General features: G+C 69.5%; 16 protein-coding genes and 1 pseudogene. 15 read left to right on the top strand and 2 right to left on the bottom strand.

Annotated elements, in window-relative coordinates; translation table 11 throughout:
* Positions 1-469: 469 nt before the first annotated feature.
* The 12 genes from ACFYWX_RS46880 to ACFYWX_RS46825 all read left to right on the top strand — a co-directional run bounded on the left by ACFYWX_RS46880 (position 470) and on the right by ACFYWX_RS46825 (position 12,374).
* Entirely contained in the window at positions 470-1,858 is a 1,389-nt protein-coding gene (locus ACFYWX_RS46880) for a DNA-binding protein (protein WP_389431659.1), read from the top strand.
* A gap of 169 nt (positions 1,859-2,027) precedes the next feature.
* A complete protein-coding gene (locus ACFYWX_RS46875) occupies positions 2,028-2,936 on the top strand; it encodes a TnsA-like heteromeric transposase endonuclease subunit (protein ID WP_389431658.1) in 909 nt (302 codons plus the stop codon).
* The gene (locus ACFYWX_RS46870) at positions 2,933-4,942 is read left to right on the top strand and encodes a transposase (protein WP_389431657.1); all 2,010 of its coding nucleotides are present in this window, start codon (positions 2,933-2,935) and stop codon (positions 4,940-4,942) included. Before ACFYWX_RS46875 ends, ACFYWX_RS46870 begins: the two co-directional genes overlap by 4 nt.
* Positions 4,936-7,035, top strand: coding sequence for a Mu transposase C-terminal domain-containing protein (locus ACFYWX_RS46865; protein ID WP_389431656.1), 2,100 nt, complete (start codon positions 4,936-4,938; stop codon positions 7,033-7,035). The genes ACFYWX_RS46870 and ACFYWX_RS46865 overlap by 7 nt, the downstream gene beginning before the upstream one ends.
* Entirely contained in the window at positions 7,032-8,063 is a 1,032-nt protein-coding gene (locus ACFYWX_RS46860; protein WP_389431655.1) for a TniB family NTP-binding protein, read from the top strand. The genes ACFYWX_RS46865 and ACFYWX_RS46860 overlap by 4 nt, the downstream gene beginning before the upstream one ends.
* Complete coding sequence (locus ACFYWX_RS46855) at positions 8,060-8,212, top strand: hypothetical protein (protein ID WP_389431654.1); 153 nt, start codon at positions 8,060-8,062, stop codon at positions 8,210-8,212. Before ACFYWX_RS46860 ends, ACFYWX_RS46855 begins: the two co-directional genes overlap by 4 nt.
* Positions 8,213-8,425: 213 nt before the next feature.
* The gene (locus tag ACFYWX_RS46850; RefSeq protein WP_389431653.1) at positions 8,426-8,974 is read left to right on the top strand and encodes a hypothetical protein; all 549 of its coding nucleotides are present in this window, start codon (positions 8,426-8,428) and stop codon (positions 8,972-8,974) included.
* A 285-nt stretch (positions 8,975-9,259) separates the two neighbouring features.
* On the top strand, positions 9,260-10,138 hold the full coding sequence (locus ACFYWX_RS46845; protein WP_389431662.1) for a helicase associated domain-containing protein: 879 nt from the start codon (positions 9,260-9,262) through the stop codon (positions 10,136-10,138).
* Between the two features lie 35 nt (positions 10,139-10,173).
* Entirely contained in the window at positions 10,174-10,737 is a 564-nt protein-coding gene (locus ACFYWX_RS46840; RefSeq protein WP_389431652.1) for a helicase associated domain-containing protein, read from the top strand.
* Positions 10,738-10,765: 28 nt separating this feature from the next.
* Positions 10,766-11,014, top strand: coding sequence for a hypothetical protein (locus tag ACFYWX_RS46835; protein WP_389431651.1), 249 nt, complete (start codon positions 10,766-10,768; stop codon positions 11,012-11,014).
* Positions 11,011-11,988, top strand: a complete 978-nt coding sequence (locus tag ACFYWX_RS46830; RefSeq protein WP_389431650.1) for a hypothetical protein — start codon at positions 11,011-11,013, stop codon at positions 11,986-11,988. Before ACFYWX_RS46835 ends, ACFYWX_RS46830 begins: the two co-directional genes overlap by 4 nt.
* A gap of 62 nt (positions 11,989-12,050) precedes the next feature.
* Complete coding sequence (locus ACFYWX_RS46825; RefSeq protein WP_389431649.1) at positions 12,051-12,374, top strand: hypothetical protein; 324 nt, start codon at positions 12,051-12,053, stop codon at positions 12,372-12,374.
* Positions 12,375-13,317: 943 nt separating this feature from the next.
* On the opposite strand, the gene ACFYWX_RS46820 is transcribed toward ACFYWX_RS46825, so the two are convergent.
* Entirely contained in the window at positions 13,318-15,180 is a 1,863-nt protein-coding gene (locus ACFYWX_RS46820; protein WP_389431648.1) for a WD40/YVTN/BNR-like repeat-containing protein, read from the bottom strand.
* 606 nt (positions 15,181-15,786) lie between these two features.
* Here ACFYWX_RS46820 and ACFYWX_RS46815 point away from each other — a divergent pair.
* The 3 genes and pseudogenes from ACFYWX_RS46815 to ACFYWX_RS46805 form a co-directional block, all read left to right on the top strand.
* Positions 15,787-17,553 carry an amidohydrolase gene (locus tag ACFYWX_RS46815; RefSeq protein WP_389431647.1) on the top strand — a complete coding sequence of 589 codons (1,767 nt, stop codon included), beginning with the start codon at positions 15,787-15,789 and terminating at the stop codon, positions 17,551-17,553.
* A 1,001-nt stretch (positions 17,554-18,554) separates the two neighbouring features.
* The gene (gene ltrA, locus ACFYWX_RS46810; protein WP_389431646.1) at positions 18,555-20,075 is read left to right on the top strand and encodes a group II intron reverse transcriptase/maturase; all 1,521 of its coding nucleotides are present in this window, start codon (positions 18,555-18,557) and stop codon (positions 20,073-20,075) included.
* A 115-nt stretch (positions 20,076-20,190) separates the two neighbouring features.
* A pseudogene (locus ACFYWX_RS46805) lies at positions 20,191-20,391 on the top strand (ATP-binding protein); the annotation flags it as partial.
* Positions 20,392-20,726: 335 nt separating this feature from the next.
* On the opposite strand, the gene ACFYWX_RS46800 reads toward ACFYWX_RS46805, so the two are convergent.
* Complete coding sequence (locus tag ACFYWX_RS46800) at positions 20,727-21,236, bottom strand: hypothetical protein (protein ID WP_389431645.1); 510 nt, start codon at positions 21,234-21,236, stop codon at positions 20,727-20,729.
* Position 21,237 lies beyond the last annotated feature (1 nt).

The raw sequence follows: 21,237 nt of genomic DNA, 5'->3' as shown, positions 1-21,237 counted from the left end.
CTACGAACGCAAGGCCGAGCACTTTCTGGCCTTCACGAGCATCGCCTGCACCCTCATCTGCTACCGCAGGCTCACCAAATGAGATGTCCTCTAAATGCCGAACACGCACGGCCATGGCACGCACCCCACACTCTCCACTCGGTCCGTCACTGGCGTACTCAAAGAGTCCCATGGAGCACTGACAATCGGCAGAGCGAGAACCCAGCCAAGCAGGCAGAGATCCGTACCAGTCTGTGCACCCTCCCGCGTCTGTCACCGCTGTCCCGAAGAAGCGATGCTGGCCAGTCGACGGTGATCACCGTACGGAAGCCTGGGGTGTGTCGACCTGCGTCGACAAGATCCAGGTAGAAACGTGGGCTTGACTGCATCGTGCCCTCGAGCCACTGCTTGGCTCTGCGTGCCCCCGAGAAGCCCTTCACCTACTGCGAACGCGCCCGCTCCGGATCGGCGAACACGAGACCGTAGTGGCGTGACCCATCATCCCGGCCTCCTGCAGACCGCTCCCCTGCAGGGGGAGACGACCTCGTCGCTGATCTGCCGCATCGCAGGCCGCTACGGGATGGAAGCGAAGGTGTTGCGGTCGTGCTGGCAGTGGCACAACTACCCGCCAGGGCAGGACGGCGGGGGCGCGCGGGCCGACGCCGAGGTGCTGCTGAACGCGGCCGGACGGCAGCTCCTGGCAGGCCCGTGCGGCGTCACCGAAGACGTGCTTGCGCGGGCGTTGCCGTCCTGGGGACAAGAGGACGCCAAGCTGCCGGCCGGGAAGAACGGGGTGCCAGCGGCGGCGTGGCGGATCGGCGGCGCGGTCGCCGGGCTGGTCGCCTTCGGCTGCCGACTGTGCGCGGCCCGGCGCACGGGGACAGCCGGGCGGGTGGTGCGGTACGCGTCGCGCTGGCAGCGGGTGTGCGTGCGGCACGGGCAGTGGCTCCTGGACGCGGACGCCGACCAGCCGCTGGAACACCTCGACCTGCGCGGCGTGCCAGAGGTGGCCGCGGCGCAGCGGCGGTGGGCGGGTGTGGCGCGGCGGGCGGTGCGGGCCGGAGCGGAGCCGGAGCGGGTGTTCGCGCTGGCGCATGCGGTGGTCGCCCGGTGGTGGGAACAGGCCCTCAACTGGGATCGGGAGACGGTCTGGCCGCGGCGGCTGCACCAGGTCGCGGGCGGCAACGCTGGTGGTGATCTGGCGCGGTGGCGGATCGTGGGCCGGGACGCGGTCGTCTTCCCCGAGGTGGTGGCCGTCGCCGACGCACTGCTGGACCCCGCCATGGCCCAGCTGGCGTGGACCGACAGCGGCGCCGGGCAGCCGCGGGCGCTGCCCGCCGACGGCGCGTTCTTCCGCAGGCTCGGCGAGCGGGTGGACCGGGACTGGCTGGGGCCGCTGGCCGCCACCGACTACGGCGGCCCGCTGAGCGGCTGGAGAGGCGCGATCTTGCGCGCTCGCCGCGGCAGCGGGCCGCCGGGGTGGGGGGACGATCCGTGGCATCTGAAGCGGGAGCAGCAGCCGGCAACGATGGCCGGCCAGCTGCGTGTCATGGCGGCAGAGGCACAGGCGGGCGGCTCGGGTACCCGGTGGTGTGCCAGCGTTTCTGCCGAACACCGCTTCCACATCACGCGGTTGCTCGACGAGGCCCGCGAGGAGCTGGCGCAGTTGCGCGGCGTGCAGAGCGGCACCACCGCCGAGGTGGCCCGGGAACTGCTGGAGCACCTCAGTCAGGGTGCCGAGCTGATCGACCGGGCCGTGCTGCATACCGCCGCCGCGGCCGTCGCTGCCGGGGTGGCGCTTGAGGAGGTGGCCCGGTGGTCCCGCCTGCCCGCCGAGGAGCTGTCACAGATACTCGCCGCGGTCCGCAGTGAAGACTGACGCACCCGACGCCAGCCAGGCCGTGGCATTACGGTCCGCTCTGCGTGCGGCGAGCAGTGGTCGAAGAAGGGCGGCCCGGAAGCCGAAGAAGTGCAGGAGTGCGCACTGACACCGGCGAGCCCGGGTGGCACCCTGGCCCCCGCGTGCAGCCCAACAGGCTTGCCAGGCAATGCAGTTGACGCGATTGTGGGTTACCGGCCGGTTCGCCTGCGCGGCAGGACAGGCATGGCGTTATGTGGAGTTCGTGATCATCGACAGCAGCCAGGACGGCGCACAGGCCGGCTTGCCCGCTGTCGCGTCCGGCGCCTGCCGGGTGCCGGAACCGGGCGCGGTGGAGGCTGAGTTCGCCGGGCCGGAGGGCATGCTGGTGCAGCGCCGCTGGGTGGAGGCGGCCGTGGCGGTGCGGTTCGAGCAGCTGGGGCCGGTGGCGGCGTTCCCGGTGGTGCCGGGACGGCGGTGGGGGCCGGGCTGGTGGTGGTCGCCCACGACCGGGCGGCATGTGATGCACGGTTCGCAGGCGATGTGCATGCAGCTGATGGTCCTGGACCGCGAACCGCAGGTAGTGGGTTTGTCGGCGCGGCCGGTGCGGCTGATCTGGCGGGATCCGGACAGCGGGCGAACGCTGACGTGGGTGCCCCAGCTGTTCGCCCGCTACGCCGACGGCCGCGCCCTGCTCGCCGACTGCCCCGCCACAGCGGCGCCCGCCGCAGGCCGTGCCGAGCGCGCGGCCGCGGTGCTTGCCGCGGCGTGTGCGGCGGTGGGGTTCACCTACCGGCGCCTGGTGCCGCCGGATTCGGTGGTGGCGGGCAATGTGCGGTGGCTGGCCGGCTACCGCCATCCGCGCCACCGCGACGCCGGCGGACTTGAGCAGGCGGTGCTGGCGGCGTTCACCAGCCCGCGGCCGCTGATGGCCGGGGCCGCGGCGGCGGGCGAGGTCCTCACCGCGCTGCCGGTGCTCTATCACGCGCTGTGGAGCGGCCGGCTGACCGCAGACCTGACACGGCCGCTGGGCGAGCACACTCTGGTTGCGCCCGGCCCGGCCACAGGCGACGGGGAGCAGGAGCAGCACGGCAGGTGAGCAGGCACAAGGTAGCCGCCCCCGGCGGGCGGTGTGTTGAGGTGGGCGCTCAGGTCAGGTTCGAGGCCCGCATCTGGCAGGTGACCGGTCTGGTCGACGGGCGGGTGTATCTGGCCGCCGACGACGGAGCCACCGGGTGCGTGCTGGCCGCCCGCTTGGTGGCCGCTCACGGCTTCGAGGTCGTCGGCCAGGCCGCCTTGCAGGTTCCGGCCGCCGCCGTGTGGGCGGCGCTGCCGCTGCCGGCCCGGGAGCGGGCGATGGCCTGGCTGCGGCACATCCGGGAGGTGGAGACCGGCCTGCCCGACGGCCCCGGCAGCGGCGGGGTACCGCGGCCTGAGTACGACCCGCAAGCCTTCACGCTCGCCGAGCGGGAGCACGCCAAGGCGAAAGAGCTTGTGGGACTGGGCTGGACGAAGGTCAGCCGGCCCACGGTGCAGCGGATGCGGCTGGCCTACCAGCGCCAGGGAATGGTGGGGCTGGTGGACAAGCGGTCCCTGCGCGTCCCCTCCCCCACCGGGCGTACGGACGAGCGGGTGGTGGCCGCCGTGTTGGAGGCGCTGCGCCGACGTCGCAGCCGCCGGGCAACCAGCGTGAAGCAGGTCATCGACCTGGCCGAACAGATCGTGACGGAGACCCATGGCAAGGGCCGGGTGCGGCTGCCGGCCCGGTCGTCGCTGTACCGGCTGGTGAGGGTGCTGGCGGATCCGGCCGAGCCGCCCGGCAGCCCGGCGCGCACCGCCACCGGCCCAGACCGGGCAGGCGGCCCACCGCCTGCACTGCGGCCCGCCGAGCGGGTCCATGTCGCCACCGCCCGCCTGGGCATCGAGGTGGTGGGCGAGGACGGCCGTGCGGTGGCGGTGGCGGTCACCTGCGCGCTGGACGGGGCCACAGGCTGCGTGCTGGCCGCCGTGCTCCATCCGCAGCAAGCAGCGCCGGTCGAACTGTCGGTGCTGCTGGCCGAGATGGCCGTCCCTCTCGCGGTGCGCCCCAGATGGCAGGAGATGCTTCAAACAGCGCACGAAGGGCTGCCCAAGCGGCTGATGCCCCTGGACGCGCGCATCGAGGCAGCGGCGGCGCGACCGGCGGCCGTGCCCGAGACGCTGGTCCTCAACCCGGCGGCGGCCGCCGTCACTTCCTGGTTCCTCACGGTGTGCGAAAGCCTCGGTGTGAGTCTGGAATCCGTCCCCTCACGGCAGGGCGGCGTGCGCAGTGTTGCCGGGGACACGGTGAAGGCTCTCGCCGCTCTGTTCACACGGCACGCCGCCTCCCTGGCCGCTGTCACCGGGTCTGCCGTGCACCCTCAGGACAGCATGGCTCGGCAGGCAGGATCAGAGGTGTTCTTCAGTCTGGTGCACCTGCAGGATGTGCTGGACGAGTGGATCACCGCCCGCTGGCACAACCGCCCCCAACAGGCCTTGCGGCACCCGCTGCTGTCCAAGGCGGCCCTGACCCCCAACGAGATGTGGCGGGTACTGCTGGGCGCCGCGGGGTCGGTACCTCTGCCGCTGACCGGGCAGCACTTCGCCGAGCTGCTGCCGGTACAGCACCAGGCGGTCACCGAATCCGGGATCCGCCTGGGCCGGCGCCGCTACGACCACGAGTGCCTCGATGAGCACCGCGGCCGGGCTTGCCCCACCACGGACGACGGCCGGTGGGAAGTCCACCACCACCCCTACGACATACGGCAGGTCTACATCCGGCTGCCCGACGGTCTCCTCCACGAGATCCCCTGGACCGAACACGCACACGCCTTGCGCCCGTTCGACGACGCCGTGCGGCGGCGCGCCGGGCAGACCTTCGCCGGCCGGAGCGGCCCGCCCGGGCATCCGGCACGACCGGACGGCGGCCTTCAGCAGGAGGCCGGTGTGCCGGTGCTGGTGCCGGGCCAGGGCACGGTGGACAAGCCGGCACCGGGCGGCGGCGCCGTGGCACCGGCCCCGGACGGGCCCGGGCGAGCGGGCGCCTTCGGAGTGTGGGACGCGCAGGCGGAGGCCGAGCAGTGGTGAGCGCACCCGGCCGTCCGGGCCGCCCCGTGGCCGCTGCGAGCAGCAGGCAGGTGAAGCTGGGAGCGTATGTGACATTCCAGGGCGGTACCTGGCAGGTGGCCGCCGTGGCCGGTGCGTCGGTGACGCTGGTCGACGAAGACGGGCAGACAGCGTCGGTCCTGGCCTCGTTCCTGTTCGCCGACCCCGAATTCACGGTGATGGGCTCCCCCGCTACCGGTGTGCAGCCGTGGGGGCTTATGGAGTCGGTGCCCGCCCGGGAGCGGGAGCGGGCTCTTGCCTGGCAGCGGCACATCCGCGAGATCGAGACCGGACTGCCCGACGGCCCGGGCAGTGTCGGGATGCCGCGGCCCGAGTACGACCCGCAGCGCACATCGATGGCCGAGCGGGAGCAGGCCAAGGCCGACGAACTCACCAGACTGGGCTGGCCGCGGGTCAGCCGGGCCACCGTGCGCCGCATGCGCTCCCGCTACCACGACCAAGGGTTGTGGGGTCTTATCCCGCGCCGCAAACCGTCCAGTGCGACCGGGCAGGCCGACGAACGGGTGGTGGCCGCGATCCTGGAGGCACTGCGCCGCCAGCGCGGCCGCTCCAAAGGCACGCTGAAGGGGCTGCGGGAGCTGACCGGGCAGATCCTGGCCGACACCCCCGGGCCGGGCACGGTGGCACTGCCACCGCCGTCGACGTTCAACCGGCTGGCGCGGGTACTGGCCGACCCGCTGGAGCATCCCGGCCGCCCGGCCCGCACCGCCACCGCGCCGGTACGGCCCTTCACACCCACGGTGGCCCTGCGCCCGGGCGAGCTGGTGCAGATCGACACCACCCGCCTCGATGTGATGGCCATCAGTGAGGACGGCAAGCCGCTGCGTCCGGAACTCACCATCGCTCTCGAGATAGCGACCCGCTCGGTGGTGGCGGCCGTGCTGCGCGAGGAGGGCACCAAGGCCGTGGACGCCGCCCTGCTGCTGGCCGAGATGGCCGTACCGCACCCGGTGCGGCCCGGCTGGGGCGAACAGCTGCGTCTGGCCCACGCCGCCGTCCCCTACGACCGGCTGCTCACCCTGGACGAGCGGCTTCAGTCGGCGGCGGCCCGGCCGGTGGTGGTACCGGAGACGATCGTCATCGACCGCGGGGCCATCTTCGTCTCCACCGCTTTCCTGGCCGCCTGCGAAACCCTCGGCGTCAGCGTGCAGCCCGCACCGCCCCGCTCCCCGGCCGCCAAGGGCGCCGTCGAACGGACCTTCGGCAGCATCAACACGCTCTTCGCGCAGCACGTCGCCGGATACACCGGCCCCCACGTCCTCGCACGCGGCGAGACAGTCCAGGGCGAAGCACGCTTCACCGTGGCCCAGCTGCAGGAGCTGCTGGACGAATGGATCACCGCATGCTGGCAGCACCGCCCCCACGACGGGCTGCGCCACCCGGTACTGCCCAAAGCGGCGCTGGCCCCGAACGAGATGTGGGGTGCGCTGCTGGGCGCGTGCGGATACGTGCCGCTGCCCCTGACCGGTGCCGACTACGTGGAACTGCTGCCGGTGCGCTTCCATCCCGTCACCGGCCGCGGCATCCGCATCAACCACCGCACCTACGACCACACCCTGCTCAACGAGCACCGCGGCCAGCCCTCCCCGGCCGCCGGCCGAGGCGGCAAATGGGAGATCCACTACAACCCCCACGACGTACGCCAGATCTACATCCGGCTGCCCGACGGACACCTGCACGAGATCCCGTGGATCCACCGCGAACACGTCCACGCCCCGATGAGCGAGACCACCTGGCGCCACCTCCGCGCAGCCCTCAACCGGCGCGCCGGCCGCGAGAAGCACGAAGCCGCCCTCGCTGAGGCCGCCGACCAGGTCCTGCGCCGCAGCCGCCCCCTGCCCGGCAGCCCCGCGGCTGACACCCCGTCCGGGACGGCAAGCTCCCCGGCCGGGACACTGCCGGCTCAGCATCCCGTCGAGGCCGCCGCGCATAGTCTCGACGCCGGCGACGCCCGCACCCATGACGATGACGACAGCCGAGCCGGTGGCGAAGAGCCCCCGCCGCCGGCCCGATTCGCGCTGTACGACGCCTTCGAGGAGGCCGAGCACTGGTGACCAAACCCGACACCACGCCCCCCGTCGAGGAGACGTCCGCACAGGCAGTCACCACCTTCGACGCCTTCGCCCGGTTCGCCCACGCCGCACCGCCCACGCCGCCGCAGCCGGGCCAGACACCGCGCTCGCTGGAGGAACGTCTGGCCTACCACTCACAGTTCGTCACCGTGCGCACCCCGGCCATCGAGAACCTCTCACGCAGTGTGCGCACCCTGATGATCCTCGGCCGCCACCAGAGCGTCACCGCACGTCCGTCCCTGATCGTCACCGGCCCGGCCACCACCGGCAAAACGACCGCGCTGCTCGAGGTTGGCCGCACCTGCCACCTCGCCCACACCCGCCGCGCCGCCCCGAGCGACGACAGCGTGCCCGTCGCGTATGTGCTGGTGCCGCCGGGCGCCACAGCCAAGACGCTGGCCGGGGAGTTCGCCCGCTTTCTCGGCATCCCCATCACCACGCGCATGACCACCGCACAGATCACCACCGCCGTCTGCCACACCTACACCGCGGCCGGGGTCAAGCTGGTGCTCATCGACGAGATCCACCGGCTCAACCCCCGCACGTCCACCGGCGCGGAGGCCGCCGACTGGCTCAAAGACCTCACCGAACGCGTGCCCGCGACGTTCGTCTACGCCGGCATCGACGTCACCGCCAGCGCCGTGTTCACCGGGGTGCGCGGGGCGCAACTGGCCGGACGCGCCTCCCTGATCGACTGCGGAGCGCTACCCGCCCGCGCCGGCGACCGGGAACCGTTCCGCGAACTGATCACCGCCCTGGAAGCGGCCCTCGACCTGAGCGCGCACCGGCCGGGCAGCCTGCCCCGGCTGGCGCCCTACCTGCACGAACGGACAGCCGGACGGATCGGCAGCCTGGCCCGCCTGATCCGCCAAGCCGCCATCGAAGCCATCCTGAATGGCCAAGAACGCATCACCAAGACGCTGCTGGACGGAATTACGCTGGACCACCTCGCCGAGGAGCACTACCGGCCCCGCACCCCCGGACGCCGCGCCCGGCCCGGCAGCCGGTGACCGCCCACACCGCGAGCCGCCCCGCGGTACGAGCCAACGCCATGTGGCCCACCCCGCCCGGCGCACTGCACGTACGGCCACTGCCCCGCGAGGCCACCGCCTCCTACCTCACCCGCCTCGCCGCCGCCTACCACCTGAGTGCCGCCTAACTGGTCGACGGCCTGCACATCACCACCACCGGCACCCCCGCGGCCCCGCCCGCCACCGACATCCACCTCAGCAACGAAGCCACCCGCCGCCTGTCCGACTTCACCCGCATCCCGCCCGCACACCTCTCCCGCGCACTGCCCCGCCAGCCCCCGCCCGCCGCCATCGGCACAGCCCACGCCGCCACCGCCCGCTGGCAGCCCGTCCAGCCCGCGATGCAGCCGCTGCCCGTGTGCACCGCCTGCATCATCCGCCGCAGCCCCCATCAAGCCGTCCCCGCCTGGATCCACCCGGCACCCGACCTGCCCCGGGCCCTCATCTGCACCCGCCACCAACAGGCCGCCAGCGACCCCAGACAGCGCACCCCCCTCGACATCCGCTCCGCCCCCGAACTCACCCATTCCCGCCTCACCACCCGCCGCCCGCCCACCGCGGCGTCTCTGAGCTGGTCAACAACGATCACCACGCGCTGGTACGACCACCACCAGCACCTCCACACCCGCTGGCACACACGCCTACACCGGCTCCGCGCCGCCAACCCCCACCTCACCCCAGGCCCGGCCTCCCTCACCTTGACCTGCCGGAACCTGATCACCTACCCCGAGACCCTCACCCTCGCCACAACCCTCGACCGCCTGCCCCCACACCCCCTGACACGCACCCAGCAGACCGCCTTCCTCCACCACCTCGCCGGCCGCCTCCAACTGCCCCGCCTCGCACCCGCCGACCACGACCTGCTCTGGCAACGCCTCACCACCCGCTGAACGGCCCACACCCCTTGCCGCCCCAGCCCTCACAAGACCGGCCGGCACCGGTACCTATAGGCGCGCCAACCACACTGAGCAAGAACTGCTGCCCCACTCAGCTCACTGCGCAGCACCAAACAGCCAGCTCAGCCCACGAATCCCCCGGCGCCAGACACTCGACTCCGCGTGAAACCCCACCCACGGAACAGACCCACCGCTCAGCACAGCTGAGCAACACCAGGCCACAACCAAGATCAATAAGCAACCACGTCAGCTACGCCACATGTCCCCACGCCTCGCGCGCTGGCCCTGTCGGCGATCGACCCCTGGTGGAACCCGCCCTGGACGCTGGAATGGCAGCGCTCCTGGCACCAGGCACGCACCCACGTCCAAGACGGCCACGTCCTGGATCCCGCCGCCGGATTCCCCGGCACCAGCAGCGCGCTCGCCACGTGGCTGACCACCCAGTGCGCCCAGTACGACACGCTCCTGCCCGATCAACACGGCCTGCTCGCCTGCATCGGAATCACCGCGGACCAGGCCCGAAGTGCCGCCGCCCGGCCCGCCGAAAGCGAGGCCGACTTCGCCACCGCCCTGGGCTACGCACGCTCCTACCACGCCGTCCACGGCACCCTCGCCGCCGCAGTCGACACCGTCCACGACGGCTTCCAGCTCGGGCGGTGGCTGCGCCGGCAACGCCAGCACGCCCGCGACCACGCCCACCGCGGCACACCTCCATCCGCCCCGACGAAGGCCCTGTCGGCGGTCGATCCCTGGTGGTGCCCGCCCTGGAGCCTGGCGTGCCAGCGCGCCTGGCAGCAGATCCACGACCAGATCAAGGCCGGCCACCGGCTCGACGCCGACCACCACTTCCGCAGCTTCGCCCCCGACCAACGCACCTGGCTACGCGCACAACGCAACCACTACGACGACCTCCACCCCGACCAGCAGCGCCTCCTAGCCGACATCGGTCTGACCCGCGACAGCGCCCGCACCCGGCCCCTCAACCCCTACGCCGAGACCGCCCTCGCCCACGCCCGCGCCTACGCCGACACCCACCACACCCTGGCCGTGGCCTACTCCACCGTCCACGACGGCTTCCCCCTCGGCACCGCTGGCTCAACGACCAACGCCAACAGGCCCGACGCGAGACCACCCCCAGCGCCCGCCACCAGGCCCTGACCGCGATCGACCCGTGGTGGAACCCGCCCTGGGATTTGGCCTGGCAGCGCGCCTGCACCCGCGCCCGCACCACACAAACCCGCCCCCACGGTGTCCCGGCCGACGTACGCACCTGGATCAGAGCACAACACGCCGCCTGGCCCCACCTACGCCCCCAACAGCAACAACTCCTGACCGACCTGGACATCACCCCCGAAGCCGCCGCACGCCGCCGGACCAGCCGCGTCTACCCCATAAGCCCAGGCCTCGCCCACGCCCGCGCCTACGCCGCCCTGAACGGCCACCTCTCCTGCACCAAAGACACCCGCCACGACGGTTTCACCCTGGGCGACTGGCTCGTACAAAAACGCCGCGCAGCCCGCCAAGGCCGCCTCTCCCCCACCACCAACCACGCACTCGACACCCTCGACCCCTGGTGGAACCCACCCTGGCCCAGCATCTGGCAACGCACCTACCAACAAGCCAAGTCGCACCACCACACCGGCCAGCCATACTCCCCCGCCCTCCAGCGATGGACCGACAGGCAACGCACCCGCTGGACCACCCTCCACCCCCAGCAGCAACACCTCCTCACCACCATCGGCATCCACCCCGGATAGAACCGACAACACCGCCACTGTCAGACCCATGCGGAACAATCCCGCCATGGGCGAATCCCTCGCGACACAGTTCCTCAGCGCGGACCTCGAGACGGCCTGCCCTGCCTGCGGCTACCTGATGTGGGTCCGCTACTCGGAGGTCGTGGCCCAGACCGCCGTGACCTGCCCCTGCTGCTACACCCAGGTCTGGCTGGTCGATGAGACCGGCAGCGCGCAGAACGCCGGCGACGCCGTCCAGCAGCAGGTCGCACAAGCTCTGAAAGGCCTCTTCCGGTGAAGTACCAGCAGCGACTCCAAGTCTCCGTACGCGAACGCCTCCGCAAACTCATGACCGCCCCCTTCTCCAGCGCCGGCCACGAAGTCCACCTCGCCGTCACCTGGATCAACAGCCAACCCGCCCTCACAGGCCTCCTCGAAGAGGCGTCCCAAGCAGAACCAGGCCTCGACCGGGAACGGTTCCGCACCGGCCTGACCCGCAGCGGCCGGTTCGTCTGGCCCAGCCGAACCGAACAAGGGCGAGCCACCCTCATCTGGGAACTGATGCAGGACATTGCTGACCAGGAAGCGGACAATCCCGAGATCGGGTGGCAGACCGCTATCGGCTACAGCATCAGCGGGCGCCCCCAAGACAGTTGGCGGGAGTTCACCGAAGACATCCTGCAGCCCCTGTTCGACTTCCTCAGCGAACGCGTCGGCGCCGAGAGCAGCATCCTGCACACCCTCGAGCGCTACCGGACCCGCATCGAATGGTTCGACCGCCAGGAGCTGTACGCGCGCTTCGAAGCCGACCGCGCCAACGGCGAAGAGGTCTACAACCTCGACCTGCAGCGCTTCCTCTTCCTCGAGGGCGACCACATCACCCACGCCAAACCACGCTCAGCCTCCGGCGAAGCCGACCTCATCGGCGACCTCGACGGCCGCGACCCCCTGGTCTGCGACGGCAAGATCTTCGACGGACAGGGCCGCGGCAAGAGCTACCTCGTCAAAGGCGTGCACCAGATCATCAAGTACGCCCACGACTACGGGCAGCACACCGCCTACCTCGTCATCTACAACATCACCGACAAACTCCTCGAACTGCCCACCGACGGCACCCCCGGCACATGGCCTTCGTACACCGAAATCTCCGGGGTCCGCGTCTACTTCATCCACGTCCGCGTCCTGCCACCCACCACCACCGCCAGCAAAGCCGGCAAAGCCACCCGCGTCACCCTCACCAAAGAGAATCTCACCAACCCGGACGCCGCCTGACGTCCGATTCAGCAGGTACTTTCGGCAGAATCCATGCCTCAGCCATTTCGACGGGGAGCACTGTGAACAGCCGTGACCGCATCCCGTACTTCCGCTGGCAGCGCCACTTGCGGCGCCTCATACAGGACCGGAGCACAGGCCTGATGATGGCCGCGGCGGCGGTCATCGCCCTCTCGTTCAGCGTCATCGGCGGTCTCGCTGAGCTGTCCAGCCCATCATCAGATCCGTGCCAGCGGGCCCGCGACATCGCCGACGAAGCCCGCCCCGCCGACGGAAAGGTCGACTCCGGACCTGAGCGCGAGCAAGCCATCGAACCAGCAGACGACTGGCTCGACGCCGCGACCGATTGCCAACACCGCGGCGGCGACCCTGGCCCCGGGTTCTAGCCGCCACACCGCAGTCCCAGAGGCAAGGCCTCAGGACCCCTGACACCACCGACACCTCAAGTAGCGACCCAGGAAAACTGCACTGCGCCCGATCAACCTGCACACACCACATACACGCAGGTCAGAAGCCACCGCCGCGCTCAGCCCCACACTCCGAGCGTCCCGGCCACCACGAAGACGACTCACAAAACTGAGAAGCCCCTGCTCGTAGCCACAGCAACACTCAGAAAGACTGGGCGACGACACAGGCCCTGGCTGCCGACGTGGGGGACACCCTCATCCGCGGCCTGTCCTTCGCCACCCCCGGCTGGCTCAGGCCCAACGGCCAGTGGCCGGGCTAGCCAAGCTCCTGGAGAACCTCCCGGCCGTGAAGGACGACGACCCCACAATCCGCAACCGTTCCCGACGGCGCTGGAGCCGTTCTGGCCGCCAGCCCCGGTCCCTGAGCACTTCAACCGGCACGCCACGGCTCGCGCAGCCGCGATCACGCAGTACACCCCGGTCAACGCCGCAACTGCGGTCATGCTCGCCATCAGCGTGCTCCGAGGCATCGACGACATGGGCTACCCCGTCCAACTCCACGCCTGATCTGAACACCCTGTCCGCCCTCATGGGCTCCCCCGCTGGCCTTGTTCACGAGAACGGGCTCTGGCTCAACTTCTGTGGTGACGGGCCGACGCTCGGCGCATCGGGCTACCGAACGCGGGGAACCGGCAGGTTGGTCCGGCGCCGATACGAGCGCGCACGGCACCGTTCCACAGAAGTTGAGCCAGAACCCGAGAACGGACAGCACCTGTTCACTACTTCGGGAGGCACCTGGTGAGCTGGCAGAAATCGAACTGCTGGGGCGGCACGAGATGCTGCACCGTCATGGGTGTGGCCGGGTTTCCGTACCGTTCGAGGAACGAGGGTAGGGAAACCCTATGCGCCGACAGTGCTGCCGCTACAGGGCCAGCCGGTGCACGCTGCCGCCGCGCAGGCCGGCGTACAAGCACGGCTCCGCGGGATCGATCGCCAGGGCGCGCACGTCGAGGAGGGGCAGGCCGCCGGAGGCGTCGTGCCACGTCCGGCCGTTGTCGCGGGAGCGCAGGACGCCTCGGCCGACTGTGATCCCCGCCGGGTCCCCCTGGTACCACACACTGGCCGTGGCGGCGAACAGGACGCCGTCGTGCTGGGCGAACGCGACGACGCGCAGGGGATCATCAGCGTCCTCGATGCGCGCGGCATGGAACGTGGTGCCGCCGTCGTCGCTGTAGCGGATGGCTTCGCCCCCGATCAGCAAGCGACTGCCTGCGAAGTGAACGGCGCTGGCTTCGTCGGCGGTCTTGGCCTCCCAGGTCTCGCCGAAGTCACCCGAGTAGTAGAGGCCGTTGGTGGAGGAGGCCATCCAGACGCCGTCGGGGTTGCCCGGGTCGGCCACGAGATCGAGGTAGTAGCGGCCGTGGCCGTGCTCCACCCAGGAGACACCACCGTCGTTCGTCGTCCGTACCCCGAGGACCTCCGCACCGTCGTGCACGTAGCCGAAGCTGTGCATGACGCGGTCCGGGTCCTGCGGGTGGATGTGGACGGCGAAGATGGCTTCCGGCCACGATCCCCGCTCCTGCCACGTCAGGCCCGCGTCCAGGCTGCGCTCGGCCGCGCACTTCAGGCCGATCCTCCGGGTCCGCCACACCAACGACCGGTCGTCCGCCCATACGTCCAGGTCGACGACGTGGTTCCCGCTGGCGAACAGCCCACCGGGTGACTCCCAGTCGGGCCCGGCGACAGGCACGGGGGCACGGAGCACGCCCGCCTCGGTCCCTGCCAGGACGGCTCCCTCGGCAGCGGCCAGCGCCGTGACGACGGACGCTGGAACGCCGACGCGTTTGAAGTTCCTCCAGTCCGTCGTGGAGTAGAGGCCGTGGACAGAATCGGCGGCGAGCCAGCCACCCTCGGGCAGAGGGCAGAAGTCGGCCACGGTGTCCGCCGGCCGCTGGACCTTGTGGAAGGAGCCGTCACCGGTGTCGAGCTGGGTGACGTGGTCGGACTGGTGCAGGATCTGGTCACCCTCCCTGGAGGTGCTCACCACCGCGGTGCCTCCGTAAAGATCCTGCTGGGGATCGGCCCACGTGTCGCCGGCGTCCCGGCTGATAACCAGTCCGCCTCCGGGGCCCAGGGCGACCGCCCCGATCGTGTGGCCGGCTCCGTCCCACGAGAACAGGGTCTGTCCGTCCTTCAGGAACTCAAGGAGCGCAGGGGACTGTGGCTCACCGGCGGCATCGCGGACGGCGTAGAGAGCCCTGTCATCCCGCTGGGCCTGGAAGATGAGGTCGTCTCCCAGGAAGGCGAGCTTGGAGACGGCACGACCCGCCATGAGGTCCTCGGCCTTCCAGGTGTCGCCTCCGTCCCGGCTCACGTACGTGTCGCCGGTCGCCGTGAGGGCCACCAGGACCTGCCCCTCCCTGTGCGCGGAGATCGACTCGACGCCCTCCGGCACTTCGACGTCGAGCCGCTCCCAGGACGCGCCCTTGTCGTCGGTGCGGAAGATGCCGCTCTCGTGCGCCCCGGGCAGGGCGGCGGTGGACAGCCACCACCGCCGCGGGTTCGCGTGGCTTCCGACGAGACAGGTGCCCACCGGGTAGCGGGTGGGCGGCTTGACGGGCTGCCAGGTGTCGCCGCTGTTCTCACTCCAGAAGCCACCTGCGGTGGCGGGGGAGGAAGCCAGGATCAGGCGATCCCCGTCGGGCCCGGACAGGCACTCCACCGTCGCAGCCGAACTGTAGGGGCCGACCGACTCCCACCGGTCCGCTTCCGTCCTCGTTGACATCGCATCTCCCTCTGACCGGGGGCTCGGAGCCCTGAGGCGATGACTACTGAAAGTAGTCGAGTGATCTGCCCGCCCGCCGATCACAATGCCCCTGAACTCGCCGCTGAGGACCTTCCACGTCGTCACCGAACCACGCCGGGCACCCACTCCCACGGCCCTGAGAATCGAACAACCGCCGAGCGCGGCGCCTCCCGAAGTGGTGAACAGGTGCTGCCCGTTCTCGGGCTCTGACTCTGGCTCAACTTCTGTGGTGACGGGCCGACGCTCGGCGAATCGGGCTACCGAACGCGGGGAACCGGCAGGTTGGTCTGGCGCCGATACGAGCGCGCACTGCACCGTTCCACAGAAGTTGAGCCAGAACCCGTTCTCGTGACCAAGGCCATGGCGCAAGTCTCAGATGACCTGATCCGCCTGATACCCCACCTCGCGACGGTCGTCTCACGGGTCGGGTTCGCGGCTCTGTCAACGAGTAGCTCAGGTAGCGCCCGGGGCGCGGCGATGCGACTTCATCCTGCTACTGGCGGCGTCGGTCCGTCATGTTTTGCATGCAGTTGATTACCCTTCGTAACGAAGGTTGATCATTCACGGGAGAACAGGTGGTGTGTGATGTCCCAGGAAATCTCGCCGGGAACGCGGTCTGGAGATGCCGACATCATCTTCTCCGGCGGTTCCATCGTGACGGTCACCGACGACAAGTCGGCAGCGCCCGAGGCAGTGGCGGTCAAGGACGGCCGGATCGTCTTCGTCGGCAGCCTGGCCCAAGCGCAGGCCGAGTGGCGGGGGCCGGACACACGGATGCACGCCCTGCTGCCCGACCAGGCTTTGCTGCCGGGCTTCATCGATGCGCACGGCCACGTCACCGGTACCGGCCTGCAAGCCACGATCGCCAATCTCCTGGCCGCTCCCGACGGCGACGTCACCGACATCGCGTCCCTCCAGAACAAGCTGCGCGAGTTCGCCGAGAGTGAGGTGGGGGAACGCTCGGACTGGATCATCGGTTTCGGTTACGACGACTCCATGCTCGCCGAGGGCAAGCACCCCACCCGCGACGACCTGGACGCGGTGTCCACCGAGAAGCCCGTGCTGGCGATCCACCAGTCCTTCCATCTGGGAGCGGTCAACAGCCTGGGGCTGGAACGGCTCAAGTACACCGCCATGACACCGGACCCGGAGGGCGGGGTGATCCGGCGGAGGCTGGAGCGCGGGACGGAAACCGGGCCCCCGTACGGAGAGCCGAACGGGGTGCTGGAAGAGACCGCGTTCAACCCCGCTGCCGACCTGGCCATCGCCGGGATGGACCCCATCGACAGCGCGCAGTTCCTGCCCATGGGCCTCCTGTCCGCGGCGAGCTTCGGTTTCACAACCGTGCAGGAGGGGGCAGCGAGCCTGGAGGTCCTGGGCCTCATGCGACAGGTCGCTGACGCCTACCCCGCCGGCCTGCCCACCGACGTGGTCGTCTACGTCAAGGCCGACCAGGCCATGAAATCTCCTGAGACGGTCCTGGCCAGCCGAAAGTACAGCAAGGGCCTGCGCGCGGCCGGGGTGAAGCTGATTCTGGACGGCTCGCCCCAGGGGCGCACCGCCTGGCTCACCGAGCCCTACCTCACCCCGCCCGACGGCAAGGATGAGAAGTACCGCGGCTATGCGGCCCTGTCGGACAAGGACGCCCTGGCGCAGGTCCAGGCGGGTTTCGCCAACAATTGGCAAGTCATCGCGCATGTGAACGGCGACGCCGCCATCGACCAGCTCATCCAGTGCGTACGCACGGCCACCAAAGAAGCCGGACAGGACCGGCGTACGACGGCGATCCACTGCCAGACGGCCCGCGAGGACCAGATCGAGGTGTTTCGGGAACTCGGGATCATCCCGTCGTTCTTCTCCATGCACACCTACTACTGGGGCGACTGGTACCGCAAGACCGTGCTCGGCCCCGAACGCGCTGTCGACATCTCGCCGGCCCGGTGGGCCGTGGATCGCGGCATGGCCTACACCTCACACCACGACGCCCCCGTCGCCCTGCCCAACTCGATCGCCATCCTGTCCAGCCAGGTCACCCGTGTCACCCGCACCTCAGGAAGCGTCCTGGGCCCGGACCAGTGCGTGTCGGCCCTGGACGCGGTGAAGTCCATCACCATCAACGCCGCCCGCCAGTACTTCGAAGAGGACACCAAGGGCAGCATCGAGGTCGGCAAGCTCGCCGACTTCGTGATCCTCAGCCACAACCCGCTCACGATCCCCGAGCGGAAGATCAAGGACATCACCGTCGTGGAGACCATCAAGGAGGGCAGGACCGTCTACCCGCCCTCTCCCACGCTCCCAGGTCCCGCCCCCGTCCTGCGAAAGGCCATGCCCGCAGCCTTTGCCCACTGCTAACGCCCCGAAGGTCACCCAGCCGAGGGGCTGAGTACCGGCCCGTCTACCGCCGCCCAGCTCGTCACCACCGGCCGACGACACATCCTCCGCCTCGCGAAGCACTGGCCCTGGACCCACCTGATCACGGAAGCCCTGGCCCGTCTCGACACCCTCGCGAACGCTGGCTGACCAGCACTCTCCCGTCCCTGCGAGCAGCACCATCCCGCCGGAGCCGTGGAACCCGGCGCCCACCCGACGCGACAGCCGGGCCCTCAGCCTGCCCATCACCAGCCCGACAATTCCAAACGGCCCACCCGTTGAACTGGCGAGCCGTCACGAAATGCCGAGGTTAAAGATCAAGTTAGGCAGGTAACTGACAGGCCGCGTCGGCCTTCTCTGCATAGACGAACTCGGCTGTGCGCCACGAGGCGCTGATGGATCTCGCGGGATGAGAGGCCCGCCGCCAGTCCTCGCAGGGACCGGTTGAAGCTGGAGGCAGGCTGAACCCCGGATTGGGGGCAAGGCCGGAAAGCAGCCTCGACAACGTAGGGGCGGACCGACACCACCAGACGGTTCGTGCCCGCAAGCGAAGACGGAATGGGTGCAAGGAAACTGAACCAGTGGTTGACGTCCCGTGAGTCGTCAGCGGCCTGCCGAACCTGGTGGATGGGCCGCTTTGCAGTGCTGGAGAGTGCTCTATCCGATGGCCTCTCCTCTCCCGCCGCCTTTATCCCATGGGTTTCGGGAGGCCCGGACCAAGACTGCGATGTGCGGTCCGTGGCGATGCTGCCGGGGTATAGCTGGGCACCGACGTCGTCACAGAGATCCTCAGTGAACGTGGGAAGCGATCTGGCATCGCCCTTCCCGTCCGGCAGCCGGCCGGGCGTCGGGCAGGCGCAATGCCCGCTGATGAAGCCAGATCGTGGCGGAGTCGCCGTAGTACTCGGAGGCCGGGAAAGCCGGTCACATGGGGAAGGGCGACAGCGTGATAGCAGCGGGGCTGCTGTCGGGGAGGAACGTTGTTGAACAACGACGCGCCGCCGCTTTGGCCGGGCAGTATGACGGCCGGGCGACGGGTACTCGATCATCAGATCAAGCTGCACCGATGGGCAAGGAACGAGCCGGAACGCCGGTTCGATGATGTATTCAACTTGATCTGCGACCGGGCCACTTTGGTAGTGGCCTGGGAACGGGTGTCCGGCAACCGGGGTGCCAGGACAGCAGGCGTGGACGCGGTCACCCGCTACCACATCGAGGAACGCCATGGAGTGATCCCGTTTCTGGAGGAGCTTCGCTCCTCGCTCAAGGACGGGTCCTTCACTGCGCTGCCGGTCAAGCAGGCGGTGATTCCCAAGAAGAACGGCAAGGTCCGTTACCTGGGCATCCCGACCCTGCGGGACCGCGTCGCGCAGATGGCCCTCAAGCTGGTCCTGGAGCCGATTTTCGAGGCCGATTTCTACCCGTCCAGTTACGGGTATCGGCCTGGTCGTCGAGCCCAGGATGCCATCGCCGAGATCCACCGCCTCACCCGCAAGCCGTCGACCTACGACTGGGTCATCGAGGGCGATATCAAGGCTTGCTTCGACAACGTCGACCATCACGTCCTGATGGACCTGGTGGCCGAGCGCATCAAGGACCGCAAGGTCTTGCGGCTGGTCAGCGCGTTTCTGCGGGCCGGAGTCGTCGAGCTGCACGGTGGATTCGCGGAGACCCTCACGGGAACTCCGCAAGGAGGAGTCGCCTCACCGCTGCTGGCCAACATCTATCTCTCCGTTCTGGACCGGCATTTCTCGCGGATCTGGAACACCGAGATGAGTCCCGGATGGCAGAGGCAAGCCCGACGCCGCAAGGGACTGCCGAACTACCGACTGGTGCGATACGCCGACGACTTCGTCGTGCTGGTGCACGGCACCAGGTCCGAGGCCGAAACGCTCAAGGCGGAGATTGGTGAACTGCTGGCCCGCAGGCTGAAGATGACCCTCTCGGTTGAGAAGACCCACATCACCCACATCGACGACGGCTTCGTCTTCCTGGGCTTCCACATCCAGCGAAGGCCCTGGTGCGACGGTCGTCGCGTCGTGCTCACCATTCCGTCCAAGCCCGCCTTGGCGTCGGTGATGCACAAGATCAAGAAACTGACGGGGCGAAGTACGACATCGCTCTCGTTGGAGGAGGTGCTGCGGTCGGTGAACCCGGTCCTTCGGGGCTGGGCTGCCTATTTCCGCTACGGCGCATCCAAGAGAACGTTCTCCTACCTCGGCTGGTACGCGTGGTGGAGGCTACTTCTCTGGATCCGCTACAAGCGCCCCCATCTAACCTGGAAACAGCTGCGGCGCCGCTACTACGGGGCGGACCGCATCACCGAGGGCGGAGTCGTCCTCTACAACCCGGCGAAGATGAAGGTCCAGCGATACACGTTTCGTGGAGCGCAGATCAGCACGCCTTACAACATCGACGAGGTCGATCCCGATGGAGCACGCTTCCGCCGGACGAACCACGACGATGTGGCCTTCGTCGGCCAGGTCAGCGAATACCTCGCCTGATCCAGCGGATCACGTGGAGAGCCGGATGCCCGGCCAACGGGCACGTCCGGTTCGGCGGGCGGGGACGGGAAAACCGGCACCGGAAACGGAGCACGGCGTCCCGTCCCCGACCCAACACATGGAGCTCGACCGGCGCGGCGCCGAACTCCTTTTCCAGGTGCTGACCGAACGCGAGGAGAAGAACAGCGTCGCCATCGCCTCCAACGAGTCCTTCTCCGGCTGGACCAAGACCTTCACCGACCCCCGCCTCTGCGCGGCCATCGTCGACCGCCTCGCCACCACCCGTGCCCGAGCCGGACAGCAGTCCCGGGGCTGAGGGCTGAGAACCCTTGAACTGCTCTAAACGAAGGCAGTTGAGGCGAACTGCGGGAGACTACATCTGCTCACTCGGAGTTCGGGCGGCCGGAGCGGGCCTTCGACAGCCTCAGATTCAGGCGGGAGAAGTTGACAGCGGCCTGGACCACGAGCGCCCCGGCAGGGCAAGAAGAAGGGCCCACGGCACCGCGCCGACCGCGGCCAAGAGGCAGATGACGGGAAGGGCGATGAGAGTGGGGACCGTTGCGGTCAGGGCGATACGCACGCGGGTTCGACGGCTCATAACCAGACTCCTTGGGCACATGAGGACGACGGGGTGACCACATCGGGCTCGGGTCAGGCGGGGCTGTGGCGAGCGCGGTCCAGGTACTCAGCCAGCTCTCGCCAGTCGTCGGCCGGAGCGCCGAGGTCTCCCGACATGGCGGCTGGATCGTCGTGCCAGGCAGCCCTCACACCGGCCGAGATACCGGCATCGCCGCCGGTGAACAACGCGCTGAGCTCATCCATGCGGGCCACCAGCCGGCGGACCTTCTGATCAGTGGCAGGAGTACCTGCCCCACGGAGTCTTTCGGCTCTCCGGTACAACTCGGGCCACTCGACTTCGAGCAGGTAACGCATCGCGGGCCCCAGGGCGGCGGCACGAGTCTGCAGGACCTGTATCTCGTCGGCATCCAGGTGGCGGCCCAGCGTGTGCTCGCTCTCCGGACCGGTGCCGCCGATCGCCTGCAGCGCATCTAGCAGAGCCGTGGCCGCCGGAGCCTGGTCAGCTGACAGCTCCTCACCGAGTCGCACGAGCCGCTCTCGCAGGACACCGAGCGCGGCTATGGACGCCTCTACACCCGCCAAG

It is taken from the genome of Streptomyces sp. NPDC002888, assembly GCF_042888465.1.
Taxonomy (GTDB): Bacteria; Actinomycetota; Actinomycetes; order Streptomycetales; family Streptomycetaceae; genus Streptomyces.
This window is presented reverse-complemented; position numbering and strand designations above follow the sequence as displayed.

Excerpts from the sequence above, each read along its gene's own strand:
- ACFYWX_RS46875 (WP_389431658.1), top strand. The coding sequence starts at position 2,028 with ATGCAGTTGACGCGATTGTGGGTTACCGGCCGGTTCGCCTGCGCGGCA.
- ACFYWX_RS46850 (WP_389431653.1), top strand. The coding sequence starts at position 8,426 with ATGCAGCCGCTGCCCGTGTGCACCGCCTGCATCATCCGCCGCAGCCCC.
- ACFYWX_RS46835 (WP_389431651.1), top strand. The coding sequence starts at position 10,766 with ATGCGGAACAATCCCGCCATGGGCGAATCCCTCGCGACACAGTTCCTC.
- ACFYWX_RS46820 (WP_389431648.1), bottom strand. The coding sequence starts at position 15,180 with ATGTCAACGAGGACGGAAGCGGACCGGTGGGAGTCGGTCGGCCCCTAC.
- ACFYWX_RS46815 (WP_389431647.1), top strand. The coding sequence starts at position 15,787 with ATGTCCCAGGAAATCTCGCCGGGAACGCGGTCTGGAGATGCCGACATC.